This window comes from Microvirga yunnanensis, from assembly GCF_025460875.1.
Genome location: NZ_JAMXFI010000073.1, coordinates 16090 through 39364, shown reverse-complemented (window position 1 = coordinate 39364; position 23275 = coordinate 16090). Strand labels below are relative to the sequence as shown.

Annotated in this window: 21 protein-coding genes and 1 pseudogene; 8 read left to right on the top strand and 14 right to left on the bottom strand. The window is 66.1% G+C overall.

Features of this window, described 5'->3' with window-relative positions; all coding sequences use genetic code 11:
- The 11 genes and pseudogenes from NF876_RS28170 to NF876_RS28120 all read right to left on the bottom strand — a co-directional run.
- A pseudogene (locus NF876_RS28170) lies at positions 1-123 on the bottom strand (sugar phosphate isomerase/epimerase); the annotation flags it as partial.
- Between the two features lie 3 nt (positions 124-126).
- A complete protein-coding gene (locus NF876_RS28165; RefSeq protein WP_262271665.1) occupies positions 127-1317 on the bottom strand; it encodes a dihydrodipicolinate synthase family protein in 1191 nt (396 codons plus the stop codon).
- Positions 1304-2491 (bottom strand): Gfo/Idh/MocA family protein, encoded by a 1188-nt coding sequence (locus tag NF876_RS28160; protein ID WP_262271664.1) that lies wholly within the window; start codon positions 2489-2491, stop codon positions 1304-1306. The genes NF876_RS28165 and NF876_RS28160 overlap by 14 nt, the downstream gene beginning before the upstream one ends.
- Before the next feature lie 12 nt (positions 2492-2503).
- Positions 2504-3892, bottom strand: a complete 1389-nt coding sequence (locus NF876_RS28155) for an enolase-like domain-containing protein (RefSeq protein WP_262271663.1) — start codon at positions 3890-3892, stop codon at positions 2504-2506.
- A 5-nt stretch (positions 3893-3897) separates the two neighbouring features.
- The gene (locus NF876_RS28150; protein WP_262271662.1) at positions 3898-4710 is read right to left on the bottom strand and encodes an ABC transporter ATP-binding protein; all 813 of its coding nucleotides are present in this window, start codon (positions 4708-4710) and stop codon (positions 3898-3900) included.
- A 17-nt stretch (positions 4711-4727) separates the two neighbouring features.
- On the bottom strand, positions 4728-5735 hold the full coding sequence (locus NF876_RS28145; RefSeq protein WP_262271661.1) for an ABC transporter substrate-binding protein: 1008 nt from the start codon (positions 5733-5735) through the stop codon (positions 4728-4730).
- A gap of 35 nt (positions 5736-5770) precedes the next feature.
- Positions 5771-6577, bottom strand: a complete 807-nt coding sequence (locus NF876_RS28140; protein WP_262271660.1) for an ABC transporter permease — start codon at positions 6575-6577, stop codon at positions 5771-5773.
- 118 nt (positions 6578-6695) lie between these two features.
- Positions 6696-7337: a TetR family transcriptional regulator gene (locus NF876_RS28135; protein ID WP_262271659.1), complete on the bottom strand. Its 642-nt coding sequence runs from the start codon at positions 7335-7337 to the stop codon at positions 6696-6698.
- A 104-nt stretch (positions 7338-7441) separates the two neighbouring features.
- A complete protein-coding gene (locus NF876_RS28130; RefSeq protein WP_262271658.1) occupies positions 7442-8899 on the bottom strand; it encodes an FAD-binding oxidoreductase in 1458 nt (485 codons plus the stop codon).
- Between the two features lie 62 nt (positions 8900-8961).
- A complete protein-coding gene (locus NF876_RS28125) occupies positions 8962-9900 on the bottom strand; it encodes a dihydrodipicolinate synthase family protein (RefSeq protein ID WP_262271657.1) in 939 nt (312 codons plus the stop codon).
- 88 nt (positions 9901-9988) lie between these two features.
- The gene (locus NF876_RS28120) at positions 9989-10957 is read right to left on the bottom strand and encodes a Bug family tripartite tricarboxylate transporter substrate binding protein (protein WP_262271656.1); all 969 of its coding nucleotides are present in this window, start codon (positions 10955-10957) and stop codon (positions 9989-9991) included.
- A gap of 354 nt (positions 10958-11311) precedes the next feature.
- Between NF876_RS28120 and NF876_RS28115 the strand changes: the two genes are divergently transcribed.
- The 3 genes from NF876_RS28115 (at position 11312) to NF876_RS28105 (ending at position 15163) form a co-directional block, all read left to right on the top strand.
- Positions 11312-12100, top strand: a complete 789-nt coding sequence (locus tag NF876_RS28115) for a FadR/GntR family transcriptional regulator (protein WP_262271655.1) — start codon at positions 11312-11314, stop codon at positions 12098-12100.
- Between the two features lie 231 nt (positions 12101-12331).
- Entirely contained in the window at positions 12332-14053 is a 1722-nt protein-coding gene (gene araD / locus NF876_RS28110; RefSeq protein ID WP_262271654.1) for an L-arabinonate dehydratase, read from the top strand.
- A 60-nt stretch (positions 14054-14113) separates the two neighbouring features.
- On the top strand, positions 14114-15163 hold the full coding sequence (locus NF876_RS28105; protein WP_262271653.1) for an aldose epimerase family protein: 1050 nt from the start codon (positions 14114-14116) through the stop codon (positions 15161-15163).
- Here NF876_RS28105 and NF876_RS28100 read toward each other — a convergent pair whose 3' ends face one another.
- From NF876_RS28100 to NF876_RS28090, 3 genes are all read right to left on the bottom strand, one after another.
- Complete coding sequence (locus NF876_RS28100; RefSeq protein ID WP_262271652.1) at positions 15164-15931, bottom strand: SDR family NAD(P)-dependent oxidoreductase; 768 nt, start codon at positions 15929-15931, stop codon at positions 15164-15166.
- A 19-nt stretch (positions 15932-15950) separates the two neighbouring features.
- Positions 15951-16886, bottom strand: coding sequence for a DMT family transporter (locus NF876_RS28095; RefSeq protein ID WP_262271651.1), 936 nt, complete (start codon positions 16884-16886; stop codon positions 15951-15953).
- Between the two features lie 242 nt (positions 16887-17128).
- Complete coding sequence (locus NF876_RS28090; RefSeq protein ID WP_262271650.1) at positions 17129-18739, bottom strand: phosphoenolpyruvate carboxykinase; 1611 nt, start codon at positions 18737-18739, stop codon at positions 17129-17131.
- Positions 18740-19254: 515 nt separating this feature from the next.
- On the opposite strand from NF876_RS28090, the gene NF876_RS28085 reads away from it, so the two are divergent.
- The 5 genes from NF876_RS28085 to NF876_RS28065 all read left to right on the top strand — a co-directional run bounded on the left by NF876_RS28085 (position 19255) and on the right by NF876_RS28065 (position 23172).
- Positions 19255-19953 carry a response regulator transcription factor gene (locus tag NF876_RS28085; protein ID WP_009490427.1) on the top strand — a complete coding sequence of 233 codons (699 nt, stop codon included), beginning with the start codon at positions 19255-19257 and terminating at the stop codon, positions 19951-19953.
- Positions 19954-20056: 103 nt separating this feature from the next.
- A complete protein-coding gene (locus NF876_RS28080) occupies positions 20057-21904 on the top strand; it encodes a sensor histidine kinase (protein WP_315975085.1) in 1848 nt (615 codons plus the stop codon).
- Positions 21901-22356, top strand: coding sequence for an HPr kinase/phosphorylase (locus NF876_RS28075; RefSeq protein WP_262271649.1), 456 nt, complete (start codon positions 21901-21903; stop codon positions 22354-22356). The genes NF876_RS28080 and NF876_RS28075 overlap by 4 nt, the downstream gene beginning before the upstream one ends.
- Before the next feature lie 88 nt (positions 22357-22444).
- Positions 22445-22846: a PTS sugar transporter subunit IIA gene (locus NF876_RS28070; protein ID WP_036360951.1), complete on the top strand. Its 402-nt coding sequence runs from the start codon at positions 22445-22447 to the stop codon at positions 22844-22846.
- Positions 22847-22851: 5 nt separating this feature from the next.
- On the top strand, positions 22852-23172 hold the full coding sequence (locus NF876_RS28065) for an HPr family phosphocarrier protein (protein WP_173946788.1): 321 nt from the start codon (positions 22852-22854) through the stop codon (positions 23170-23172).
- The last annotated feature ends 103 nt before the right edge of the window (positions 23173-23275 follow it).

Sequence of the window (23275 nt, the reverse complement as noted above, 5' to 3'; positions counted from 1 at the left end):
GGCCGCGATCGCCTTGATCTCGGCCCTGGCGCAGGCCTCCGTGATGGCCACGAGATCGCCCTGCTTCCTCACCGTGGCCGTGTTGATCGACAGGGCCCGATGATCGCCGGAAAAGTCACGCATCGCTTACGCCTCCACCCCGTGCGTGGCCATGACGCAGCGCATGCGCTCCACGGCGAGATCCGGATCGCGCAGCAGGCCGGCCCTGTCCGCCAGGCGGAAGAGCTCGGCGAGGTGCAGGGTCGAGCGTGCGCTCTCCTGCCCGCCCACCATGGTGAAGTGGTCCTGATGGCCGTTGAGATAGGCCATGAACACCACGCCGGTCTTGTAGAACCGCGTCGGGGCGCGGAAGATGTGCCGCGACAGCGGGACGGTCGGCGCGAGCGCCCCGTGGAACGCGTCGAGATCGCCGGCCGCGAGGCTCACGAGGGCCGAGGAGGCCGCCGGCGCGATGGCGTCGAAGATGCCGAGCAGCGCATGCGAATAGCCCTGTTCGTCGCCGGCGATCAGCTCGGCATAGTTGAAGTCGTCGCCCGTATACATGCGCACGCCCTTGTCGAGGCGGCGCCTCATGGCGATCTCCTTGTCCTTGTCGAGGAGCGAGATCTTGACGCCGTCGACCTTCGACGCATGGGCGTTGATGATCGCCACGCAGGTATCCATGGCGGCGTCGAGATCGGCCGTGCCCCAGTAGCCGGCGAGCGCCGGATCGAACATGTCGCCGAGCCAATGGATGATCACGGGCTCCTTCGACTGGCTGAGGATGCGGTCGTAGACCTTGACGTAGTCGTCGGCCGACCTGGCCACGCGGGCGAGCGCCCGCGACGCCATGAGGATGATGCGCCCGCCGACCGCCTCGATGGCGGCGAACTGCTCCTCATAGGCCCGGATCACGTCGTCGATGCTGCGCGCCGCCTCGGGCGGCAGGTGGTCGGTGCCCGCGCCGGAGAACACGAGAGCGTTCCCCCGCGCCTTGGCGGCGCCGACCGAGCGGCGGATCAGCTCGAGCGAGGTGGGCCAGTCGAGGCCCATGCCGCGCTGCGCCGTGTCCATGGCCTCGGCCACGCCGAGACCGAGATCCCACAGACGCTCGCGATAGGCGATGGTTCTGTCCCAGTCGATGGCGGCCTGCAGCCACGGATCCGCATCGGCGAGCGGGTCGGCCACCACGTGGGCGGCCGAGAACGCGATGCGGTTCATCGGTCCGCTCACCGTGTCGGGGAAGGATTTCGGCGCGGAGAGCTTATAGGTCTCCAGGCTGCGATTCGCCTGCGGCAGGCGGATCGACAGGGCGCTGACGGTCTCAGGCCGGTTCATGCTGCTTCTCCTTCGAGGCGCCGACATTCAGCGGCGGCACGTCGACCCAGCGACGCTCGCGCCAGCTCTCGAGGGCGCATTCCACGAGCTGCACGCCCTTGGCGCCTTCCACCAGGGTGTACTTGTAGGGCGCATCCTCGACCACGTGGCGGACGAACATCTCCCACTGGGTCTTGAAGCCGTTGTCGTAGACCGTGTTGTCGGGCACCGGCTGCCAGGTGTCGTAGAAGTCGATGGTCTGCTTCTGGTCCGGGTTCCAGACCGGGCGCGGCGTGGCCTGGCGCGGCTGGATCACGCAGTCGGTCAGGCCGGCGACCGCCGAGCCGTGCGTTCCGTCCACGTGGAAGGTGACGAGGTCGTCGCGATAGACGCGGGTGCACCAGGACATGTTGATGTGGGCGATCACGCCGCCGTCGAGCATGAAGGTGGCATAGGCGGAATCGTCGGCCGTCGCCTGATAGGTCTTGCCCTTCTCGTCCACGCGCTCGGGGATGTGCGTCGAGCCGATGCAGGAGACCGAGCGCACCTCGCCGAAGAGGTTGTCGAGCACGTAGCGCCAGTGGCAGACCATGTCGAGGATCATGCCGCCGCCGTCCTCCGAGCGGTAGTTCCAGGATGGGCGCTGTGCCGGCTGGCCCCAATCGCCCTCGAACACCCAGTAGCCGAACTCGCCGCGCACGGAGAGCATGCGGCCGAAAAATCCTGAATCGCGCAGCATCTTCAGCTTCTGCAGGCCGGGCAGGAACAGCTTGTCCTGCACCGTGCCGTTCTTCACGCCCTTCTCGCGGGCGAGACGGACGATCTTCAGGGCCTCCGGCAGGTTCGTGGAGATCGGCTTCTCGCAGTAGATGTGCTTGCCGGCGTTGATCGCCTGCTCCAGCAGGGTCGGGCGCATCTGGGTCGTCGCCGCGTCGAAGAAGACCTCGTCCTTCGGATCGGCGATGGCGGCGTCGAGGTCGGTCGTCCACCGGTCGATGCCATAGGTCTTGGCAAGCTCCTGGATCTTCTCGGCGTTCCGGCCGACCAGGATCGGATCGAGCTGCACCTTCGACCCGTCGGACAGGGTCACGCCGCCCTGGGCCCGGATGGCCGCGACGGAGCGGATGAGATGCTGGTTCATTCCCATGCGGCCGGTGATGCCGTGCATCACGATGCCCAATCTGCGCTGAGTCATAGCAAAAGTCTCCTATCGACGATGATGGTGTGCGAGCGGAACGAGACTGCTCCAGTCGGGCTCGGCGCCGCCGGCGAAACCTGGAACAGACAACAGGGACGAGGTCGGGAGCGAACCGCGCTCGAACGCAAGGCCCAGGCGGCCGCCCTGCTCCCGGTAGAGATCGGGATGCGCGGCCGCGAAGCGCGCCGCTTCCGCATCCGACGCGAGGCCGAAGCCCTCGACGTAATGGTGGCCGTTGCGCTCGGCATGGGTGAGGCCGAGGGTGGCGACGAGCGCGGTATCCTGCTGGATCCCAAGCCCTGCCTGGCACGTGAGATCCTCTGCGGAGACGAAATACCCGCCGGGCCGGGCCTCGTTCAGGGCCGAGACGCGAACGGCATTCAGGATGGACTTGTAGAACCCCTTGCAGGCTTTCGAGGATACGCCGCGATAGCCGAGCTCGACCGCGCGCGGGAAGGCATCGTAATCGCCATCGGCCTCGTCGATGATGAACGGGATCCCGTCGGCGAGATCGCCCAGGGGCGCCGCGAACGTCCCGGCCCGGTCGAACGGCTGCTCGATGTAGAGAAGGTGATTGCGGAAGGCCTGCAGCCTGCCGCCGTTCATCTCCCGCAGGAGTATCCTCAGACGTTGCGGATCGTACTGCTCGTTGGCGTCGAGGGTCGCGCGATAGTCGGGAACATGCCGCGACAGGAGATCGTGGATCGCCAGCAGCCGGGCGATGTCCGCATCGACGTCGCCGCCGATCTTGATCTTGAAGAGCCTCAAGCGCGCGAGCCGGATTTCATCCTCGAGCCCGCCGGCGCCTTCGAGGGAATCGAGCAGCCCGACCGTGTGCCGCAGCAGGACTTCGCCGGCGGGCTGCACGCCGCTCAGGAAGGACCGGATGCGCTCCGGGTCGAGGTCCGGCGTCTGGCGGGAATCGATGCCGAAGACGTTGCGCCGCACGCCGTCCGCGAAGCCGAGTTCCAGCGCCTTGAGGGCGGCGTCCGCGATGGCCTTGTCGAGGAGGGCCGGACCGAACGAGGCGGCGAGACCCGGAACTTGCCGATCGGCTGCCCACGTCCTCTGGGCCGTGAAGCCTCGAACGTGATGGCCGAAGGCCGTGTCAGGGTCCTGAGACCCGGCGTAGTTGCGCGCCGCCGCCCCAAGGCTCGCCTTCAGGTCGGCGATGGTGTCCTGCGGCGACTTGGCCGGGTTCTTGTCGAACCATTTCGGCATCATCATCTCGGCGGTGACGCCGGTCGCCGTACCCTTGCCCTCCACCTCGACGACGGCCCGCACGAAGGCCTGCGGCGCCGCGTCGACGGTCACGAGGCCGAACCGGAACGGCCGCGCGAAGCGCATGGGGCGTTCGAAGGTCTGGATCTCGAGGATGCGAAGCCGGTGCCCTGCCATGGTGTTCAATCCAGGTGGCCGCGGGCGTAGAAATGCGCGCGGATCTTCTGCGTCAGATCGACGAAGGTCGGATGTCCCATGATCTCCAGATCACGCGGGCGCGGCAGCGTGACGTCGTAGATCGCCGCGATCGTCCCGGGCCGTTCCGACATGACCACCACCCGGTCGGCGAGGAACACCGCTTCGGGGATTGAATGGGTGATCAGAAGGATCGTCTTCCCGGTCTCGTGATGGATCCGCTGCAGCTCGAGATTCATGCGCTCACGCGTCATCGCGTCGAGGGCGCCGAAGGGCTCGTCCATGAGGACGATCTTCGGATCGTGCACCAGCGCCCGGCAGATGGCGGTGCGCTGCTGCATGCCGCCGGAGAGCTGCCAGGGATACTTGTTCTGAAAATCCTCGAGGCCCGCCATGGCCAGGAGCTTGCGGGCGCGGGCGAGATGGGTCTCGCGGTCGAGCTTGCGCACCTCGACCGGGAGCATGACGTTGCGCAGCACCGAGCGCCAGGGCAGGAGCACCGGGCTCTGGAACACGATGCCCACGTCGTCCGGCGGATCCTTCACGGCGACCCCGCCGATCTGGACCTCGCCCTCGGTCGCAGGGATGAGGCCGGCGACGAGCTTCAGGAGCGTGGACTTGCCGCATCCCGAGGGGCCGACCACGGCGACGAACTCGCCTTCCGTGATGTCGAGATTGATCGGCCGCAGGGACGGCACGTCGCCGCCCCGGGTGCGGTAGGTCTTCGCGAGATTGCGGATCTCGATCATGCTGCGAGGCGCGGACGCCTCGCTCTTGGGGATGACACGCAAATGTGCCATGGCATGCGCCTGCCTGCTCACTGGGTGGCCTTCGGCAGGAAGTCGCGGGTGTAGAAAGCCTTCGGATTCTCCTTCGCGGCCGGGTCGAGGCCGCCGTACTCGATGAGGAGATTGACCGTCTCGGCCATGTTGGCGTCCGTGACGTTGAACGGACGCTGGTTCTTCGTCTCCTCGGTGCGGTAGAGCGGGATCGTCAGCTCGAAGCCTTCCTGCAGCGTGTCGGGCTTGCCGGCCTTCGGCAGCGCCTTCAGCACGGCCTGCGTGGCCTCGGCAGGAGCCTTCTCGGCGCCTTCGATGGCCTTGGTGGTCGCGCTCATGAACCGGCGCACGAGATCGGCCTTGTCCTTCAGGGTGTCCTTGTGCGCGATGATGCCCGAGGAGACGAGGTTGACGCCGTAATCCGCGAACATGACCGGCGTGACGTTCTTGCCCGTCGCGTCCTTGATCTTCATGCTCTGGTCCATGACGTAGCCGAGGAGCACGTCGGCCTGGCCGTTGATGACCGCGTTGAGCTTCGTCTGCGCGTCGCCGGAGACGATCCGCATCTCGCTCTCCTTGAGGCCCGCCTTCTTGAGGAAGAGCGGCCAGATCTGCGACATGGAATCGCCGGGCGTCGTCGCGACCGTCTTGCCGCGCAGATCCTCGGCCTTGCGGATGTTCTTCTCGGAGAAGCCCATGGCCGACATGGGGTTCTTCTGCAGCAGCACGCCCGGGGACATGACGGGAGCGCCCTTCACGGCGGCGCGGATCATGGTCGGGACGTCCGCATAGGCGAAGTCGACGGTCTTGGCCGCCACGGCCTGCACGGTCACGGCCGAGCCGCGACCTTCCTGAATCTCGAGATCGATGCCCTCGGCGGCATAGAGGCCCTTCTCCTTGCCGTAGTAGAACGGCGCGTGCTCGCCGTAGACGTACCAGTTGAGCATCAGCACGACCTTGTCGGCCGCTTGCGCCGGCAGCGACACGAAGGGCATGAGAGCCGTCGCGGCGAAGAGGGTGGCTTTCAGGAACGTCCGCTTTTTCATCAGTTTCCTCCGGTTGGGTGCCCCGCCCTTGTGGTTCAGGCGGTTGCTGAAAAATCGTGTCGCTGGCTGGCGTGCCATGGCACGGTGTAACGCTCGATGAGATCGATGATCCAGAACAGGATGACGCTGATCAGCGCCAGGATCACGAGCGCCGCGAACATGGTCGGCAGCTCGAAATTGCCGATCGATCGCTGCAGGACGAAGCCGATGCCCGAATTGGCGCCCACGAACTCTCCGACGACGGCGCCGACGACGGCCAGCGTCACGGAGACCTTCAGGCCCGCGAAGATGGCCGGCATCGCATGGGGCAGGCTCACCATGGTGAAGGCCTGGAGGCGGGACGCCTTCATGGAGCGGACGAGATCGCGCATTTCGGGGTCGAGCGACTTGAAGCCCTGCACGCCGGCGACCACCACGGGGAAGAAGCCGAGCAGGAAGGCCGAAATCACCTTCGGGGCCATGCCGAAGCCGAACCACACCACGAAGAGCGGCGCCACCGCGACCTTGGGGATGGACTGGGAGAAGACGAGCAGCGGATAGACGTAGGATTCGACCGTGCGGGACCCGGCGATCAGCATGGCGATCGGGATGCCGAACGCGGCGGAGAGGAAAAATCCCCCGAGCGTCGCCATGGTGGTGGGAATGGCCTCGATGAGCAGCTTGTCGCCCTCATTCCAGAACGCCACCGCCACGTCCTTCGGGGGCGGGATCAGGTAGGCCGGAATGGCGAAGATCCGGACCGTGAGATCCCACAGCACGACCGTGAGGACGAGAAGCCCGAACGGCTTGATCCAGGCGGAGTTCAGCAGGTTCTGACCGGCGCGCGCGAGCTTCGACGTCATGAAGCGTCTTCCTCAAGGGCGTTTCCAAACAGTGTCGGAGGCGGCTTCTGCCGCTCTATGTAACCAACTGGTTAATTAGACTCCCGGTTGTCAGACATGTCAAGCGCCGATTGCCAATTCAGGCACGCACGCCGGCGCGGACGAAATCGACCACGTGGTCGATCCGCTCCTTCATGGCGGGAGCCGACAGGAGCTCGCGTCCGAACGCCACGGACAGGGTATAGACGTTCGACAAGTAGAAGTAGCAGAGCCCCGCGATGGACACGTAAAGCTGGACCGGATCGATTCCGGGACGGATGAGCCCTGTCGTCTCGCCGCGCTTCAGGATGACGCCGATCGTCTCGATCACCGGGGAGTTCATGGTATGCACCTGCAGGGATTTCCTGAGGTGCTTCGCCCGATGCTGGTTCTCGGCATTGAGCAGCATCATGAATTCGGGGTGCTGGACGAAATAGTTCCAGGTGAAGCGCACGAGCTCCTCGAGCGCCTGCAGCGGGGTCAGTTCCTCGAGGTGGAGCTCCCGCTCGGCGGCGCGGATGTGATCGTAGGCCGCTTCGAGCGTCGCCAGGAACAGCGCCTCCTTGCTCCCGTAATAGTAGTAGAGCATGCGCTTGTTGGTGCGGGCCGCCTCGGCGATCTGATCGACGCGCGCGCCCCCGTAGCCGTGGCTGGCGAACTCAGCCGTCGCAGCCTCCAGGATCCGCCGCTTGGTCGCTTCGGCGTCTCGGATGACCTGTTTGCTGACGGCGGGAGCGTTCATGACATTCCAGATTGCTGCGGCCTTGCGACGGCAAGGCCGGCGTGCGGGTTCAGCCTTTTACCATCCCCGGACGGCAAACCGAAGCGCCCGGGACAAGGCCTGCCTCAGGCCTTTCGGGCCACGGGCAGGGCGGGCGGCAAATCTCCCTCCAAGGCCACGACCTTCCCGGGGTTGAGGATATTCTGCGGATCGAGAGCCTGCTTCAACGTCCTCATCAGGTCGAGGGCGACCGGGTCCTTGTAGCGCGCCAGCTCGTCGCGCTTGATGAGCCCGACGCCGTGCTCGGCGGAGATCGAGCCGTTCATCGCATGGACGATGTCGTGGACGATCCGGTTGAAGCGCTCCCACTGCGCCAGGAAGAGCGATTTCTCCATGTCGACGGGCTGGGTCAGGTTGAAATGGATGTTGCCGTCGCCGAAATGCCCGAAGGCGCAGACCCGCACGCCCGGAAGAGCCTCCTCGCAGGCCGTGCTTGCCGCGACGATGAAATCGGCCACGTCCGAGACGGGCACCGCGACGTCGTGCTTGATCGAGCCGCCTTCGAGGCCCTGCACGTCGGAGAGGCTTTCCCGCAGGTGCCAGAGCGCCGCATTCTGGGCCTCGCTGGTCGCGATGGTCGCGTCCTCGATGGTCCCGCCCTCGAAGGCTCCCTCCAGGACCTTCTCCAGCTGGTGGCGCAGGTCGAGTTCCGGATCGGGCGACGACACTTCGATCAGAGCGTAGGCGGCGTGATCGCCGCCGAGCGGGCGGACGGCCCCGGCGGCATGCCTGAGGACGATCTCGAGGGCGAAGCGCGGCAGGTACTCGAAGGCCGTCAGCTCGTCGCCCATGGTCCGGCGCAGGCTCTCGAACAGGCTGAGCGCCGCATGGGGCGAGGCGCAGCCCACGAAGGCCACCACCTGCGTCCTGGGCCTCGGGAAGAGCTTCAGCACGGCCGCCGTGATGATCCCGAGCGTTCCCTCGGAGCCGACGAACAGGTTCTTCAGGTCGTAGCCCGTATTGTCCTTCCGCAGGCCCTTGAGGCCGTTCCAGATCCGTCCGTCGGCGAGCACGACCTCGAGCCCGAGCACGAGATCGCGGGTGTTGCCGTAGCGCAGGACGTTCACGCCGCCCGCATTGGTCGCGATGTTGCCGCCGATCCGGCACGAGCCCTCGGACGCGAGGGAGAGCGGAAAGATGCACTCCACCTCGTTGGCGGCATCCTGAACGGTCTTCAGGATGCAGCCCGCCTCGACCGTGATGGTGGCATTGAAGGCATTCACCTCGCGGATGCGGTCGAGCCGGGCGAGCGACAGGACGATGCCTGTATGCGGCACCCCGCCGCCGACGAGACCGGTATTGCCGCCCTGGGGCACGATCGCGACCCGGGCCTTCGCGCATTCCCGCACCACGAAGGCGACCTCTTCCGTGCTGCCCGGACGGACCACGGCGAGAGCCGCGCCGCGATAGAGCTTTCGCTCCTCGACGAGATAGCCTTCCATCTCGGCGGGATCGACGATGACGTGCTTGGCTCCCAGGCGTGCGGCGAGCGCGCCCAGGAGATCGGGATGGGATTCAGGCATGAAAATCACGAACGCCCTGCATGCTGCCGGCATCGGCCGGCCGACCGACGGTACCGGTCACATTACGCGGCAGCGGCCTGCTGTCGAGCGGTCATTTCGGCCGCCAGCAGAGCCCGGGCGGTTTCCCTGATCTCCCCGTGGATCGCCGGATCGGCCTCGGTGAGGAGCGGCAGGATCGGGCCCATGTCGGCGACGCCCGACAGGGACACGGCCGTGTGGAGAACCCGGATCGCATTGTGGCGCTCGCGGATCGCCTCAAGAGGCAGGAAGACCTCGAGGAGGCGCTTGGCCTCGGCCTCGTCGCCGCGCTTCAGCGCGTGGAGATAGGCCATCGACAGGTGCGGGGCGATGCACACGCAGCCCGCCGTGAAGCCGGCCAGCTTGAAATGCGTCAGGTGCGGGAAGGCCGGAGGCTCGCCGAAGCCGCTCACGATCCGCTCCGCCCCGACCGCGTCGATCAGCTCCTGCAGGTAGGCATCCTGCGTCAGGTCGGCGCGCGGCACGGCGTACTTGATGCCGAAGACGGCGCCCCGCTCGACCAGCCGCCCCATCGCCTTGGCGGGCACGTACTGATCGGTCTTGATGTAGACGATGAGCGGAACGCCCGACCGGTCCACGAAATCCTCGAGCCCGCGCACCACGCCGTCCGGGGTCTGCGGGGCGACCATCGGCAGCGCCATCGCGACGGGATAGCGGCGGCTCTTCAGGATCGCCGCCTCGTCGACGAGCTTGCCCCAATCCGGGCCGACCGATGGGATCAGCCAGGTGCTGTCGGCGACCGATTCCTCGAGGCTGTCGAGCCAGTCGGCAAAGCGCGAGACCGGCCAGTTGTGCACGTTGGCGTTGCCGCCATAGAGCAGCGTCGACACGCCACCGGCCTCGAGGTGGCGGATCAGCTTCGCATTGGCGTCCCGGTTGGCCTCGAAATCAGGCGTCAGGGCAAAGGGCGGAACCGCCAGAACGGAACGGGCAAGTTCGGAGGTTTCGATCTTCGTCAGCATGGATGTGGTCTCGCTGTTTCAGGCGGTTTCGAATGGGCCGGGCGCCGCCCGGCTTCGGCGTCTCGATGGTCGGTTCTTACTGCGGTTCCTACTGGCCGAGCTGGATGCCGACGGCCTTGACCACCTCGGACCATTTCTGCCGCTCGGCCTGGATGTACTCGGCGAACTGCTTCGGGGTCATCGGTGCCGGCGTCGAGGCCAGTTCGGCGGCCTTCTTCTGGACCTCGGGCTTCTCGAGAATGGTCTTCACGTCGGCCGCGATGGTGTCGACAATGGCCTGCGGCGTGCCGGCCGGCGCCCAGAGCCCGTTCCAGGAGGTGGCGTCGAAGCCGGTCAATGCCTCGGCGACCGCCGGGATCTCGGGCGCCTGCGGGCTGCGCTCCGGGCTAGTGACGGCGAGCGCCCGGACGGTGCCGGCCTGCGCCTGAGGCCACGCGATGGTCATGTTGTCGAAGGCCAGGTCGATGTGCCCGCCGAGCAGACCGTTGACGATATCCTGGGAACTGCGGAACGGAACGTGGGTCATCTTCGCGCCCGTCTTGAGCTGAAACAGCTCGGCCGCCAGATGCTGCGACGTTCCCGCTCCGGACGAGCCGTAGTTGAGCTTGCCGGGGTTCTGCTTGGCGTATTCGACGAAGTCCGCGAAGGTCTTGACCGGGACCTTGGGCGTCACCACCAGAAGGTTGGGAAGCTTGGCCAGGCCGGTGATCGGGATGAAATCCTTCTCCGCGTCGTGGGGGAGATTCTTGTAGAGGTACGGGTTGATGGCATGCGTGCTCACCGTCCCGACGAGGAGCGTATGCCCGTCGGGCGCGGCCTTGGCGACGGCCGTCGTCCCGATATTCCCGCCCGCTCCCGGACGGTTCTCGATGACGAAGGGCTTGCCGTACTTGGCCTGAAGCTGCTCGGCGACGATGCGGGCGAACAGATCGGTCGTGCCGCCGGCACCGAACGGCACAACGATCGTGACCTGCTTCTGCGGCCAAGCCGGGGCTTGCGCCTGCGCGGCGCTAAGACCGAGCAGCGAGAGTCCGATCGCCGCGAGCAACTGCCTCATGTGTTCTCTCCCTGGTTCCCGTTTTCACCGGACTTCGGCCTCGGAATTGCGATTTATCTTGTATGGCAACATACAAATTTTGACAAGCGGATAGGAATGGGCTCATGATCATTCCGCGCAAGGGCACCTTTCCACCAGGATATGTGCCTGTAATAACGATTTCTTTTGACTTGGGAGAGGCCAGCAAGTAGTGAGACATACGACAAGTTGGCCTGCCAAACCAGGCAAATCACCTGAGAGGCCGGCCGCTGCACCGGGACTCGGCGCAGGCTTGGCGGATCGCTTCCGAACGACCGGCGGCGACCCTGGACCCCTTCAGCATTCAGCGCCTCGAAAGCGGCACGCAACGACCCCATGAACGAACGCTCATTCCTCTCCGGCCTGTCCCTCAACACCGTCGCCCGCAAGCGCAATCTCGTGAGCGATCTGGCGGAAGCGATCTCGCGCGAGATCGCCGAAGGACGGCTGCAGGCGGGAGATCGTCTGCCCACCGAAGCCGAACTCGCATCGGCCGCCGGCGTCAGCCGGACGGTGGTTCGCGAGGCCGTGGCGGCGCTCAAGGCGGCCAAGCTCGTGCAGACGCGCCAGGGCGCCGGCGCCTTCGTGCTCCCGCCCCCGCCGAAATCGGATTTCTTCGCATCCCTCAGCAACGGCGAGGTCGACGATATCCTGGCCATGCTGGAGCTGCGCCTGGCCGTGGAAGTGGAAGCGGCATCGCTGGCGGCCGTGCGCCGGACCGACGAGGAGATGGCCGCGCTCGACCGCGCCCTGGAGAACATCGTCAAGGGCGATGATTACGGCATCGCGGCGGATCTGGAATTCCACCGTATTCTCGCGGGAGCGACCAAGAACCCGTATTTCGCACGCTTCCTGGACTTCCTCGGGGAGTTCGCCGTGCCCCGCCGCCTGGGCCAAGTCGCCCAGGTCGGGGAGGATCAGCGCCAGCGCGACTATCTCGGCGTGATCGAGCGGGAGCACCGGGCGATCCGGGATGCGATCGCCATGGGCGACTCGAATCTCGCAGCCGCCATGATGCGTGCGCATCTCGCCAACAGCCGCAACCGCTACTCGGCCCGCATGCTGCAGGTTTCGGCCAAGCCCGCGCCCAAACCGGTCAAAGTCCGGTCGGCTGCGAAAGCCTAGAGCCTCGGACCCAAAAGTGGACACCACTTTTGGGATTCATCCGAGGCTCCCTCTCTTGATCTGCGCATCGGAAGAGGCGGAAAACCGGGTCCACTTTTCCGTCCGATGCGCTAGGCCTCTCTGGGCAAAACGGGCCGCCACCCTTGACAGAGTGCGTCAAAACGGCGACCAATTCCTAAATTTGTATGATATATGGCTTTTGCGCCGCGAGGCGCAGGGAGAGGAACGAGAATGGCCAAGCGATCGCCTGAGCAATTGAGGAGCCACCGTTGGTTCGGCGTCACCGATCTGCGTTCCTTCGGGCATCGGTCCCGGACCCTCCAGATGGGCTATGCGCGCGAGGACTTCATGGGCAAGCCCGTGATCGCGATCATCAACACCTGGAGCGACATCAATCCCTGCCACTCCCACTTCCGCGCGCGGGTCGAGGACGTGAAGCGCGGCGTGTGGCAGGCGGGCGGCTTCCCCATCGAGCTGCCGGCGCTGTCGCTGTCGGAAAACTTCGTCAAGCCGACCACGATGCTCTACCGCAACCTCCTCGCCCTGGAGGTGGAGGAACTCCTGCGCTCGCATCCGATCGACGGCGCGGTGCTCATGGGCGGCTGCGACAAGACGACACCCGCGACCGTCATGGGTGCGATCAGCATGAACCTGCCGATGATCTTCATGCCGGCCGGCCCCATGATCCGCGGCCACCACGGCGGCACGATCCTCGGCTCGGGCTCGGACATCTGGAAGTACTGGGCCGAGAAGGAGGCCGGCACCATCACGAACCAGCAATGGAACGACATGGAGGCGGGCATCGCGCGCTCGCCCGGCACATGCATGACCATGGGCACGGCCTCCACCATGACGTCCATCGTCGAGACGCTCGGCCTGAGCCTGCCCGGCGCCGCCTCCATTCCGGCCGTCGACGCCGCGCATCCGCGCATGGCGAGCCTCACCGGCCGGAAGATCGTCGAGATGGTCTGGGACGATCTCAAGCCCAGCGACATTCTCACCCGGCACTCGTTCGAAAACGCCCTGATGGTCCACAACGCCCTTGCCGGCTCGACGAATGCGATGATCCATCTCGTGGCGATGGCCGGGCGCGCGGGCGTTGAGGTCACGCTCCAGGATTTCGACGATTTCGCCCAGAAGGTTCCGGTGATCGCCAATCTTCGCCCCTCGGGCGAGTGGCTGATGGAGGACTTCCACATCGCCGGCGGCATTCGCGGCCTTCTCTCGCGGCTCGCCCCGATGCTCCATCTCGACGAGCGCACCGTGGCCGGAACCCTGCGGGACGCGCTCGAAGGCGCGGCCGTCTACAACGACGACGTGATCCGGCCACTCGACAAGCCGATCGCCGCCTCCGGGGGCACGGCCATCCTGCGCGGCAACCTGGCCCCGAAAGGCTGTGTGATCAAGCCGCCGGCCGCGGAAGCGCGGCTGCTGCAGCACACGGGGCCGGCCATCGTGTTCGACACCTATGACGAGATGACGAAGGCCGTGAACGACCTCGACCTCGACGTCACGCCCGATCACATCATGGTGCTGCGCAATGCGGGTCCCATCGGGGGCCCGGGAATGCCGGAATGGGGCATGCTGCCGATCCCGAAGAAGCTCCTCAAGCAGGGCGTGCGCGACATGCTGCGCATCTCCGACGCCCGCATGAGCGGCACGAGCTACGGCGCCTGCATCCTGCACGTCTCCCCGGAAGCGCACATCGGCGGCCCGCTCGCGGCCGTGCGCACGGGCGACCTCATCACGGTCGACGTGCCGAATCGCTCGATCCATCTGCACGTGAGCGACGAGCAGATCAAGGACCGCCTGCGCACCTGGTCGCCGCCGCCGCGTGACTACCCGCGCGGCTACAACAAGCTCTTCGCGCAGCACATCCGCCAGGCGGACGAAGGCTGCGACTTCGACTTCCTCGAAGGGGCCGGCGGCGTGCCGGAACCCGAGATCCACTGATCCTCCCCCTGCCGACGGTCCTGCCTCCCGGTGGTGCCGTCGGCTTTTTCGTGTCCGCCCATGAGCATTCAAAAAACCGCCTTCGGGGCCATCGAGGGCCAGCCGGTCGAGGCCTTCGACATCGAAACCGGCCCTGTCCGCGCGACGATCATCACCTATGCGGCCGCGTTGAGCCGCCTGTTCGTTCCCGACCGTGAAGGAAAAGCCGCCGACATCGTTCTGGGCTACGACGATCCGGCGGCCTACGTGCAGAACCGCGGCTCGGCGGGAGCGATCTGCGGGCGCTTCGCCAACCGCATCGCGGATGCGCGTTTCACGCTCGACGGCAAGACCTATGGCCTGTCGCCGAACGAGCCGCCGAACCACATCCATGGCGGCTTCGGCGGCTTCAGCAAGCGGATCTGGACGGGTGAGCCCGATACGGCCGGCAACGCCGTCAGGCTGACGCTGCACCGGCCCGACGGCGACGAGGGCTATCCCGGCGCCGTGACCACGTCGGTGACCTATCGTCTGACTGATGAACCGGCGCTCGAGATCGTCATGGAAGCGACGACCGACCGCCCGACGGTGGTGAACCTCGCCTATCATGGCTACTGGAATCTCGCCGGCCACGATTCCGGCCATGTCCGCGACCAGCACCTGCTGATCGAGGCCGACCGTTATACGCCGGTCGGACCCGGCAAGATTCCCACCGGCGCGTTTGCGCCCGTGGCCGGCACGGCGTTCGATTTCAGATCGTCACGGCCCATCGGCGCGATGATCGACGACACGACCCAGCTTCCCGAGGCCGGCTACGACCACAATTTCTGCCTCAACGACCGGGGAGCCCCCCTGCGCCGCGCGGCGCGCGCCCTGGATCCCGTCTCACGCCGGGGCCTGGAGATCTGGACCGATCAGCCCGGTGTTCAGTTCTACACGGCCAACCATTTCGGCAAGGTTCCGGCGGTGGGCAAGGGCGGCGCCGTGTACGAGAAGCATGCGGGCTTCGCGCTCGAGACGCAGAACTTTCCGAACGCTCCGAACATCCCGCATTTCCCCTCGGCGGTGCTGCGCCCCGGCGAGACCTATCGCCACGTGATGCGCATTCCGTTCTTCGTCGCGCCCGTCTGATCAGATCCCGGAGGCGAGATAGCCTCCGTCCACGTTGAGCACGGTGCCGGTGACGAACCCCGCGGCCGGAGAGGCCAGATAGATTGCCGCGCCCACGAGCTCTTCAAGCTGCCCGAAGCGGCCTGCGGGCGTTCTCAGGAGCGCATTGTCCTTGCGCGTCTGGCTCATCTTGGCCTGATTCAGCTCGGTCATGAAGAACCCCGGCGAGATCGCGTTGACGCGCACGCCCCGGTCGGCCCATTCGGCGGCCAGCGTCTTGGTCACGCCGACGACACCGTGCTTGCTGGCGGCATAGACCGACGCCAGCGGCCAGCCGCGATGGGCGGCCAGCGACGCGATGGTGACGATCGATCCCGAGCCGCGCGCGAGCATGTGCCGGCCGAAGCGCGTGCAGGTAAAGAACACGCTGCGCAGGTTCGTCTGCATGATCCCGTCGTACTCCTCCGGCGTGACCTCCTCGGCGGGCTTGAGGATCGTCGTGCCCTGGCATGCGACGAGAATGTCCACAGGCCCGAACTCCGCGAGAACGGATGCCACGAGCCTGTCGATCTCTTCTGGGTGCACCGCGTCGACCACGTAGCCCCTCGCCGCCGGATCGGTCTCCTGCAGGCGCTCTGTCGCCTCCTGGACTTTCGTGGCGGTTCGCGCCGCGATTGCCACCCTGGCGCCGCTCTCCTGAAAGCCGTGCGCGATGGCGTTGCCGATCCCGCTCGACCCTCCGACGATGACGGCCGTCTTGCCCCGCAGCGCTGGTGTCGATCCTGCCATCGTCACGGTCCTTCGATGCTCAACCAAGATTCTTCCCCTCGAGACGTTGCGGCTGCACGGACGGGTCCGGCCGCGCCGTGGCGCTTCTGCGCAGGTGCGCCATCCTGTTCTCGGCCCGCCGCCCCTGTGCGAGCAGGTACAAGACCGATCCGATCACCACGAGGGCTCCGGCGAGCACATGCGGCTTCGGCTCGTCGCCGAACACGAACAGGCCGATCGGCAGGGCCCAGACGAGCTTGGTGTACTGCATGGGGGCGACGCTGGACGCGGGCGCCCGGCGCAGGGCTTCAAGCATCAGGAACTGCGCCGACACCATCACGAACCCGGACAAAGTCACCAGTCCCAGGTCGCTCCATGCGGGCGCGTGGCTCAGGTACACGCCCGGCAGGCTCGCGGTCAGCTGCCCGGCCATCACGGCGGCCACCATGACGGCGCGGTTCTCCTGCGATCCGATCGTGCGCATGATCAGAATGACCCCGGCACCGACGAACACGTTGAGGAATGCCGCCAGATGCCCGAGGGACAGGGCGGCATGTCCCGGCTGCACCATGATCAGAATGCCGGAGAAGCCTACGAGGATCGCGGCCCATCGCGCCGGCCCCGTGCGCTCGCCGAGAAGCCACGCGGCCGCCACCGTGACGACGAGCGGCGAGCCGAAGGTGATGGCGTAAACGTCGGCGAGCGGCAGGAGCGAGAAGGCATAGAAGCCCGAGACCGTGCCGATCCCGGCCAGGAAGCCGCGCCCGATCAGCATTTTGGGATTGCGGACGGCCGAGAGCCTGTAGGCCTTGTCGCGCCAGATGACGATGCCCACGACCATGCACGCGACGCCCGCCTGCATGGCGATGATCTGGAAGGTGGGGTAGCGCAGGGAGAGGAGCTTCACCAGGGTGTCGCTGGTCGCAAACAGACCGTTTGCGGCGATCGCAAAGAGCACACCTGTCAGACGGGGCAAGGGCGTATCCCACCGGGTTCGAGCCCGCCGGCAGCGAACTCATTGTATTTGCATGTCATCATACATGTTTTCGGCTGCCCCGGAATGCCCGGGACGCATAGGTGGGAAGCGCTGCCGGCGCACCGTCCGCTGCTCTGCGCGCCCGGCCGTCGAAGACCCGGCGGCTGTTTTCACGGGTCCGGCCGGGCCATGAAAAAAGGCGGCCCATGGGCCGCCTTCCGGAAGGATGGGATCGAGACCCCTCAGGCCGCGATCGAGGTCTGCGGGGCGGCGGAGCGGACGTCCGAATCCACATGGCCCTCGAAGCGCTTGAAGTTCTCGTTGAACATGTCGATCAGGCGCTTGGCGGTCTCGGCGAACTCCGCCTTGTTCTGCCAGGTCTTCACCGGGTAGAGGATGTGCGGCTCGACACCGGGCACCGAGGTCGGAACCGCGAAGCCGAAATAGGGATCGCGGCGGAAATCGGCCCGGGAGAGCGAACCGTCGAGGGCCGCGGTGAGCAGGCGGCGGGTGACGCGGATCGGCATGCGCCGGCCGACGCCGTACTTGCCGCCCGTCCAGCCGGTATTGACCAGCCAGCAATCCACCGAATGCTTGGCGATGAGATCGCGCAGCAGGTTGCCGTATTCGGACGGATGACGCGGCATGAACGGCGCGCCGAAACAGGTCGAGAAGGTCGCCTCCGGGTCCTTCACGCCCTTCTCCGTGCCGGCCACCTTGGCCGTGTAGCCGGACAGGAAGTGGTACATGGCCTCGGCCGGGGTCAGCTTCGCGATGGGGGGCAGCACGCCGAAGGCGTCGCAGGTGAGCATCACGATGTTCTTCGGGATGCCCGCGCGGCCCGTGGCGCTCGCATTGGGAATGAAGTCGAGCGGATAGGCGCAGCGCGTATTCTCGGTCTTGGACGCGTCGTCGAAATCGGGAATGCGGGTGATCGGGTCGATGGTCACGTTCTCCAGCACCGTGCCGAAACGCTCGGTGGTGGAGAAGATCTCGGGCTCCGCCTCGCGGGACAGGCGGATGGTCTTGGCGTAGCAGCCGCCCTCGAAGTTGAACACGCCGTTCGGCCCCCAGCCATGCTCGTCGTCGCCGAGCAGGATGCGGTTCGGATCGGCCGAAAGCGTTGTCTTGCCGGTGCCCGAGAGGCCGAAGAACACGGCCACGTCGCCCCGGTCGCCCACATTGGCCGAGCAATGCATGGGCATGACCTTCTGGGCGGGCAGCACGTAGTTCAGGTAGGTGAAGACCGACTTCTTCATCTCGCCCGCATAGGACGTGCCCCCGATGAGCACGATCCTGCGCTTGAAGTCGCAGGCGATGACCGTCTCCGTGCGGCAGCCGTGACGGGCCGGGTCCGCCTTGAAGGACGGCAGGTCGATGATCGTCAGCCCGGGCACGTAATCGGCGAGCTCGCCGCGATCCGGACGGATCAGCAGGTTGCGGATGAAGAGCGAGTGCCAGGCATATTCCGTGAACACGCGGGCCTTGACCCGATAGGCCGGATCGGCGCCGCCGTAGAGATCCTGGGCGAACAGCTCCTTGCCTTCCGCATGGGACAGGAAGTCGGCCAGCAGGGTGTCGAAATGGCCCGGCGTGATGGCGCCGTTGTTGTCCCACCAGACGGTGCTTTCCGTGGTCTCGTCGCGCACCACGAACTTGTCCTTGGGCGAGCGGCCCGTATGCACGCCGGTATCCGCCAGGAGCGCCCCGCCCTGCACGAGCCGGGTCTCACCGCGGGTCAGGGACTGCTCGTAGAGCGCGGGCGCCTCGAGGTTCCAGTAGACCCGTTTGAGATTGCGGAGGCCGGAGACCTCAGCCCCCTGTGCGCTGTTGAACACGCCGATATTTTCCACGGAAGACTTCTCCTGGTTGGCGGTCGCCGCGCAGCCGGAACAGCCGCCGTCCGATGACCGTCACATGGGGTGGGTCAAACGATCCGGGCAAAACTTTGCCGTCCCGCTTGAACATGGAACCTTCTTTAGGTCAGCTGACGGTGCCGTCAACTCAGGTTGTTTCATCGCATTCTATTTTTCCGGGAACCAGACCTCCATCCGTCGTAATCCCTCGAATTTCCAAGCAATTCTGGAATTCTTTCGTATGATGAGCGGGCTTTCTTACCCGGCTCCGGACCCTTGCCGCGCCGATGCGGGGACGGCCTGGCCAACCTGTCCAAATCGTAACCGGGCGCTCATCGACGGTTGAACCCACGGCTCTTAAGCACCACTCTCTGGACCGCCCCTGGTCACAGACGGGGCGAAAACCATATTTATGCCACGAGAAAGGCGCAGTTGGGACGTTTTAGAGCCCTCTGCGTTGTCAGACGAGTCAGAATGCTGACAATCGTCCGTGCCAAGCTAAGGAAGAGTTCATGCCAACGATCGCCCTTGTCGATGACGATCGCAACATCCTGACCTCTGTTTCCATCGCCCTCGAAGCGGAGGGCTACCGCATTCAGACCTATACGGACGGGGCCTCGGCCCTCGACGGGCTCAAGCATGCCCCACCCGATCTGGCGATCTTCGACATCAAGATGCCGCGCATGGACGGCATGGAGCTTCTGCGCCGCCTGCGCCAGAAATCGGACCTGCCGGTGATCTTCCTGACCTCGAAGGACGAGGAGATCGACGAGCTGTTCGGCCTCAAGATGGGCGCCGACGACTTCATCCGGAAGCCGTTCTCGCAGCGTCTCCTCGTGGAGCGTGTGAAGGCCGTCCTGCGGCGCTTCGCGCCCAAGGACCAGACCGTCCCCAAGGAGGCCGACCCGAAGGCCCTGGAGCGGGGCCAGCTGAAGATGGACCCGGAGCGTCACGCCTGCACCTGGAAGGGCGAGCCGGTCACCCTCACGGTGACGGAATTCCTGATCCTGCAGGCGCTCGCCACGCGCCCCGGAGTGGTGAAAAGCCGCAACGCCCTGATGGATGCGGCCTATGACGATCAGGTCTATGTGGACGACCGGACCATCGACAGCCACATCAAGCGCCTGCGCAAGAAGTTCAAGTCGGTTGACCAGAGTTTCGAAATGATCGAGACCCTCTACGGCGTGGGCTACCGCTTCAAGGAAGCCTGACGCCTTGACGCGCAAGCAACCTGGCAAGCAACCTGGCAGGCAACCTGGAAAGACGGCCATGGTCCGGTGGTCGGAAGCCCGGACCATGCCTTGAACGAGTGGCATGAAGGCTGACCCCATCCACGCCGAGGCGGCATTCGACGATCCGCCCGCTCCTCAGGGGGCCCTGGCCCGGCTGAAGCATTTCGGCCGCATGATCGTGCAGCGCGGCTCGTCGAGCCTCACGCGCCGGATCGTCGTGCTCAATCTGGCCGGGCTCGTGGCCCTGCTGATCGGCTTCCTCTATCTCAACCAGTTCCGCGAGGGCCTCATCGAAGCCCGGGTCCAGAGCCTTCTCACCCAGGGGGAGATCATCGCCGGGGCGATCGCAAGCTCCGCGACGGTGGAGACCAACACGATCACCATCGATCCGGATCAGCTCCTGCAGATGCAGGCCGGCGAGACCGAGCGGTTCACCGACGAGTCCTTCTCGGCCCTGGAATTCTCCATCAATCCGGAGCGCGTCGCTCCCCTGCTGCGCCGGCTGGTGACGCCGACCAAGACCCGCGCCCGCATCTTCGACCGGGAAGGCATGCTGCTGCTCGATTCCCGGTCGTTCTATTCCCGCGGCGACATCCTGCGCATGGATCTTCCGCCGGTCGCCAATGTGGAGAACACGACGAGCTTCATCGAGCGGACCTGGAACAGCCTCCGCAAGATGTTCCGGCGCACGGTGCGGCCCGTCCAGGAGGAGGTCGGCCCCGCCAACGGCAAGTCCCTTCCGGAAGTCCAGCAGGCCTTCGCCGGCCAGCAATCGAGCGTGGTGCGCGTCAACAACCGCGGCGAGACCATCGTGTCCGTGGCCGTGCCGATCCAGCGCTTCCGCACGGTCCAGGGCGCGCTCCTCCTCTCGACCCAGGAAGGCGACATCGACGCCATCATCGCGTCCGAGCGCTTCGCGCTGCTCCAGGTGTTCCTGGTGGCGGCCGTGGTGATGATCGTGCTGTCGCTCTTCCTCGCCGGCGCCATCGCGGGGCCGGTCCGGCGGCTGGCGGAAGCCGCCGAGCGGGTGCGCTGGGGCACGAAGTCCCGCCAGGAGATCCCCGACTTCACCGGCCGGGCGGATGAGATCGGCCACCTCTCGGGCGCCCTGCGGGACATGACCAAGGCGCTCTACAACCGCATCGACGCCATCGAGAGCTTCGCGGCGGACGTGGCGCACGAGCTGAAGAACCCGCTGACCTCCCTGCGCAGCGCCGTGGAGACCCTGCCGCTCGCCCGCAGCGACGAGTCCCGCCAGCGTCTCCTGTCGATCATCCAGCACGACGTGAAGCGTCTCGACCGGCTGATCAGCGACATCTCGGACGCCTCGCGCCTCGATGCGGAGCTCGCCCGCGCCGATGCGGAGCCGGTGGACATGGTCCGCCTCCTGGACGCGGTGGTGTCGGTCGCCAACGAGCGCCGGCAGGGCCACGACCCGCTGATCACCCTGAGCATCGACCGGCAGGCTCAGGGACGCGACGCCTTCCTGGTCCTCGGCCACGACAGCCGCCTGGGCCAGGTCTTCAACAACCTGATCGACAACGCCCGCTCCTTCTCGCCGCCCGACGAGCCCGTGAAGGTTTCCATGCACCGCCGCAGGAACCAGGTGGAAATCCTCGTGGAGGACAGTGGACCCGGCATCGAGCCCGATGCCCTCGACCGGATCTTCGAGCGCTTCTACACGGACCGGCCCGAGCAGGGCTTCGGCCAGAATTCCGGACTCGGCCTGTCTATCTCGCGTCAGATCATCGAAGCCCATCGCGGGACCATCCGGGCCGAGAACCGGCTCGGCCCACCCGACGAGGACGGCGAGCCCGAGCGCCTGGGCGCCCGCTTCGTCATCCGTCTTCCGGTCGAAGGCGTGAAGGCCAAGAAGGAGCAGGACCGGAAGGACCGGGCCAGGCGCGATCCGGGAAAGAAGGCCCCGTGAGCGACGCCGAGACGATCCACGGCGGCTGCGTGCTGGTCGGCGAGGCCGGACTTCTGATCCGGGGCCCGTCGGGATCGGGCAAGTCGACGCTGGCCCGCGAGGTGGTATCGCTCGCCCTCAGGGCCGGCCGGTTCGGTCGGCTGGTCAGCGACGACCGCACCCGCCTCGAGGCGCTCCATGGCCGGCTTTTGGCGCGGCCCGTGGATCCACTCGGCGGCAGCATCGAGGTCTTCGGCCTGGGCATCGTCCGCCAGGCCTTCGAGCCCGCGGCCGTCATTCGCCTGGTGGTCGATCTCTCGGAGGATCCGGCCCGCTATCCCGACGCCCAGGACGGGCATGTCGTCCTGTGCGGCGTCATGGTCCCTCGCATCCGGATGCAGGCCGGGGCAATCTCCGCGGACGTCGCCCTGGGCTGCCTGAGTGGTCTGCGCGACACGGTCGTGACACTGTGATGAACTTTTCCTCTCAATGCTCTTGCGCTTGGCTTCGCGGTGCACAAAATAGCGGCTCCGCTCTCGGAGCGTTCGGACTTGTAACATTATGATTGGAATGGTGCTCGTCACCCACGGGCAGCTCGCGACGGAATTCAAAGCGGCGCTTGAGCATGTCGTGGGGCCCCAAGAGCAGCTCGAAACGATCACGATCGGCCCCGACGACGACATGGAGACACGGCGCAAGGACATCATGGCCGCCGTGTGCCGGGTCAACTCGGGACAGGGAGTCGTGGTTCTGACGGACATGTTCGGCGGCACGCCGTCGAACCTGGCCCTGTCCTGCATGAACGGGGGCTCCGTCGAGGTGGTGGCGGGCATCAACCTGCCCATGCTGATCAAACTGGCTTCCGTCCGGGACGAGGAACCCTTGTCCGACGCGGTCTCCCATGCCCAGGAGGCGGGGCGCAAGTACATCAACATCGCCTCGCGCGTCCTCTCCGGAAAGTAAGCCTCATGGACCGGCCCTTCGACCAGGACTGCCCGCCTGCCGCCGTGCCGGATGGAGCCGAAGTCCGGGAGCTTCCCATCATCAACCGCCGGGGCCTGCACGCCCGCGCCTCGGCCAAGTTCGTTCAGACCGTCGAACGCTTCAATTCCGACGTCACCGTGACCCGCTGCGGCGAGACCGTGGGCGGACGCTCGATCATGGGACTCCTGACCCTGGCGGCCGCCCAGGGCACCTCGATCACCGTCACGGCCAAGGGGGAGGATGCGGCCCTCTGCCTCCAGGCCATCGATGACCTCCTCGCCAACCGGTTCGGCGAGGACGAGTGATCGAAGTGGACATATAAAGACATCTTTATATCTTGATTGCCTCTTCCCGCGGGCTCTGATAGAGACGGCACCAATTCAACCGAACAGGTGCAAGAGAGAGGCC

What these genes read in the sequence shown, in the direction of transcription:
- NF876_RS28070 (WP_036360951.1), top strand. Translation starts at nt 22,445, where the DNA reads ATGATTGGAATGGTGCTCGTCACCCACGGGCAGCTCGCGACGGAATTC.
- NF876_RS28150 (WP_262271662.1), bottom strand. Translation starts at nt 4,710, where the DNA reads ATGGCACATTTGCGTGTCATCCCCAAGAGCGAGGCGTCCGCGCCTCGC.
- NF876_RS28135 (WP_262271659.1), bottom strand. Translation starts at nt 7,337, where the DNA reads ATGAACGCTCCCGCCGTCAGCAAACAGGTCATCCGAGACGCCGAAGCG.
- NF876_RS28085 (WP_009490427.1), top strand. Translation starts at nt 19,255, where the DNA reads ATGCCAACGATCGCCCTTGTCGATGACGATCGCAACATCCTGACCTCT.
- NF876_RS28100 (WP_262271652.1), bottom strand. Translation starts at nt 15,931, where the DNA reads ATGGCAGGATCGACACCAGCGCTGCGGGGCAAGACGGCCGTCATCGTC.
- NF876_RS28130 (WP_262271658.1), bottom strand. Translation starts at nt 8,899, where the DNA reads ATGCCTGAATCCCATCCCGATCTCCTGGGCGCGCTCGCCGCACGCCTG.
- NF876_RS28120 (WP_262271656.1), bottom strand. Translation starts at nt 10,957, where the DNA reads ATGAGGCAGTTGCTCGCGGCGATCGGACTCTCGCTGCTCGGTCTTAGC.
- araD (WP_262271654.1), top strand. Translation starts at nt 12,332, where the DNA reads ATGGCCAAGCGATCGCCTGAGCAATTGAGGAGCCACCGTTGGTTCGGC.
- NF876_RS28160 (WP_262271664.1), bottom strand. Translation starts at nt 2,491, where the DNA reads ATGACTCAGCGCAGATTGGGCATCGTGATGCACGGCATCACCGGCCGC.
- NF876_RS28140 (WP_262271660.1), bottom strand. Translation starts at nt 6,577, where the DNA reads ATGACGTCGAAGCTCGCGCGCGCCGGTCAGAACCTGCTGAACTCCGCC.
- NF876_RS28105 (WP_262271653.1), top strand. Translation starts at nt 14,114, where the DNA reads ATGAGCATTCAAAAAACCGCCTTCGGGGCCATCGAGGGCCAGCCGGTC.
- NF876_RS28145 (WP_262271661.1), bottom strand. Translation starts at nt 5,735, where the DNA reads ATGAAAAAGCGGACGTTCCTGAAAGCCACCCTCTTCGCCGCGACGGCT.
- NF876_RS28155 (WP_262271663.1), bottom strand. Translation starts at nt 3,892, where the DNA reads ATGGCAGGGCACCGGCTTCGCATCCTCGAGATCCAGACCTTCGAACGC.
- NF876_RS28115 (WP_262271655.1), top strand. Translation starts at nt 11,312, where the DNA reads ATGAACGAACGCTCATTCCTCTCCGGCCTGTCCCTCAACACCGTCGCC.
- NF876_RS28065 (WP_173946788.1), top strand. Translation starts at nt 22,852, where the DNA reads ATGGACCGGCCCTTCGACCAGGACTGCCCGCCTGCCGCCGTGCCGGAT.
- NF876_RS28125 (WP_262271657.1), bottom strand. Translation starts at nt 9,900, where the DNA reads ATGCTGACGAAGATCGAAACCTCCGAACTTGCCCGTTCCGTTCTGGCG.
- NF876_RS28165 (WP_262271665.1), bottom strand. Translation starts at nt 1,317, where the DNA reads ATGAACCGGCCTGAGACCGTCAGCGCCCTGTCGATCCGCCTGCCGCAG.
- NF876_RS28080 (WP_315975085.1), top strand. Translation starts at nt 20,057, where the DNA reads ATGAAGGCTGACCCCATCCACGCCGAGGCGGCATTCGACGATCCGCCC.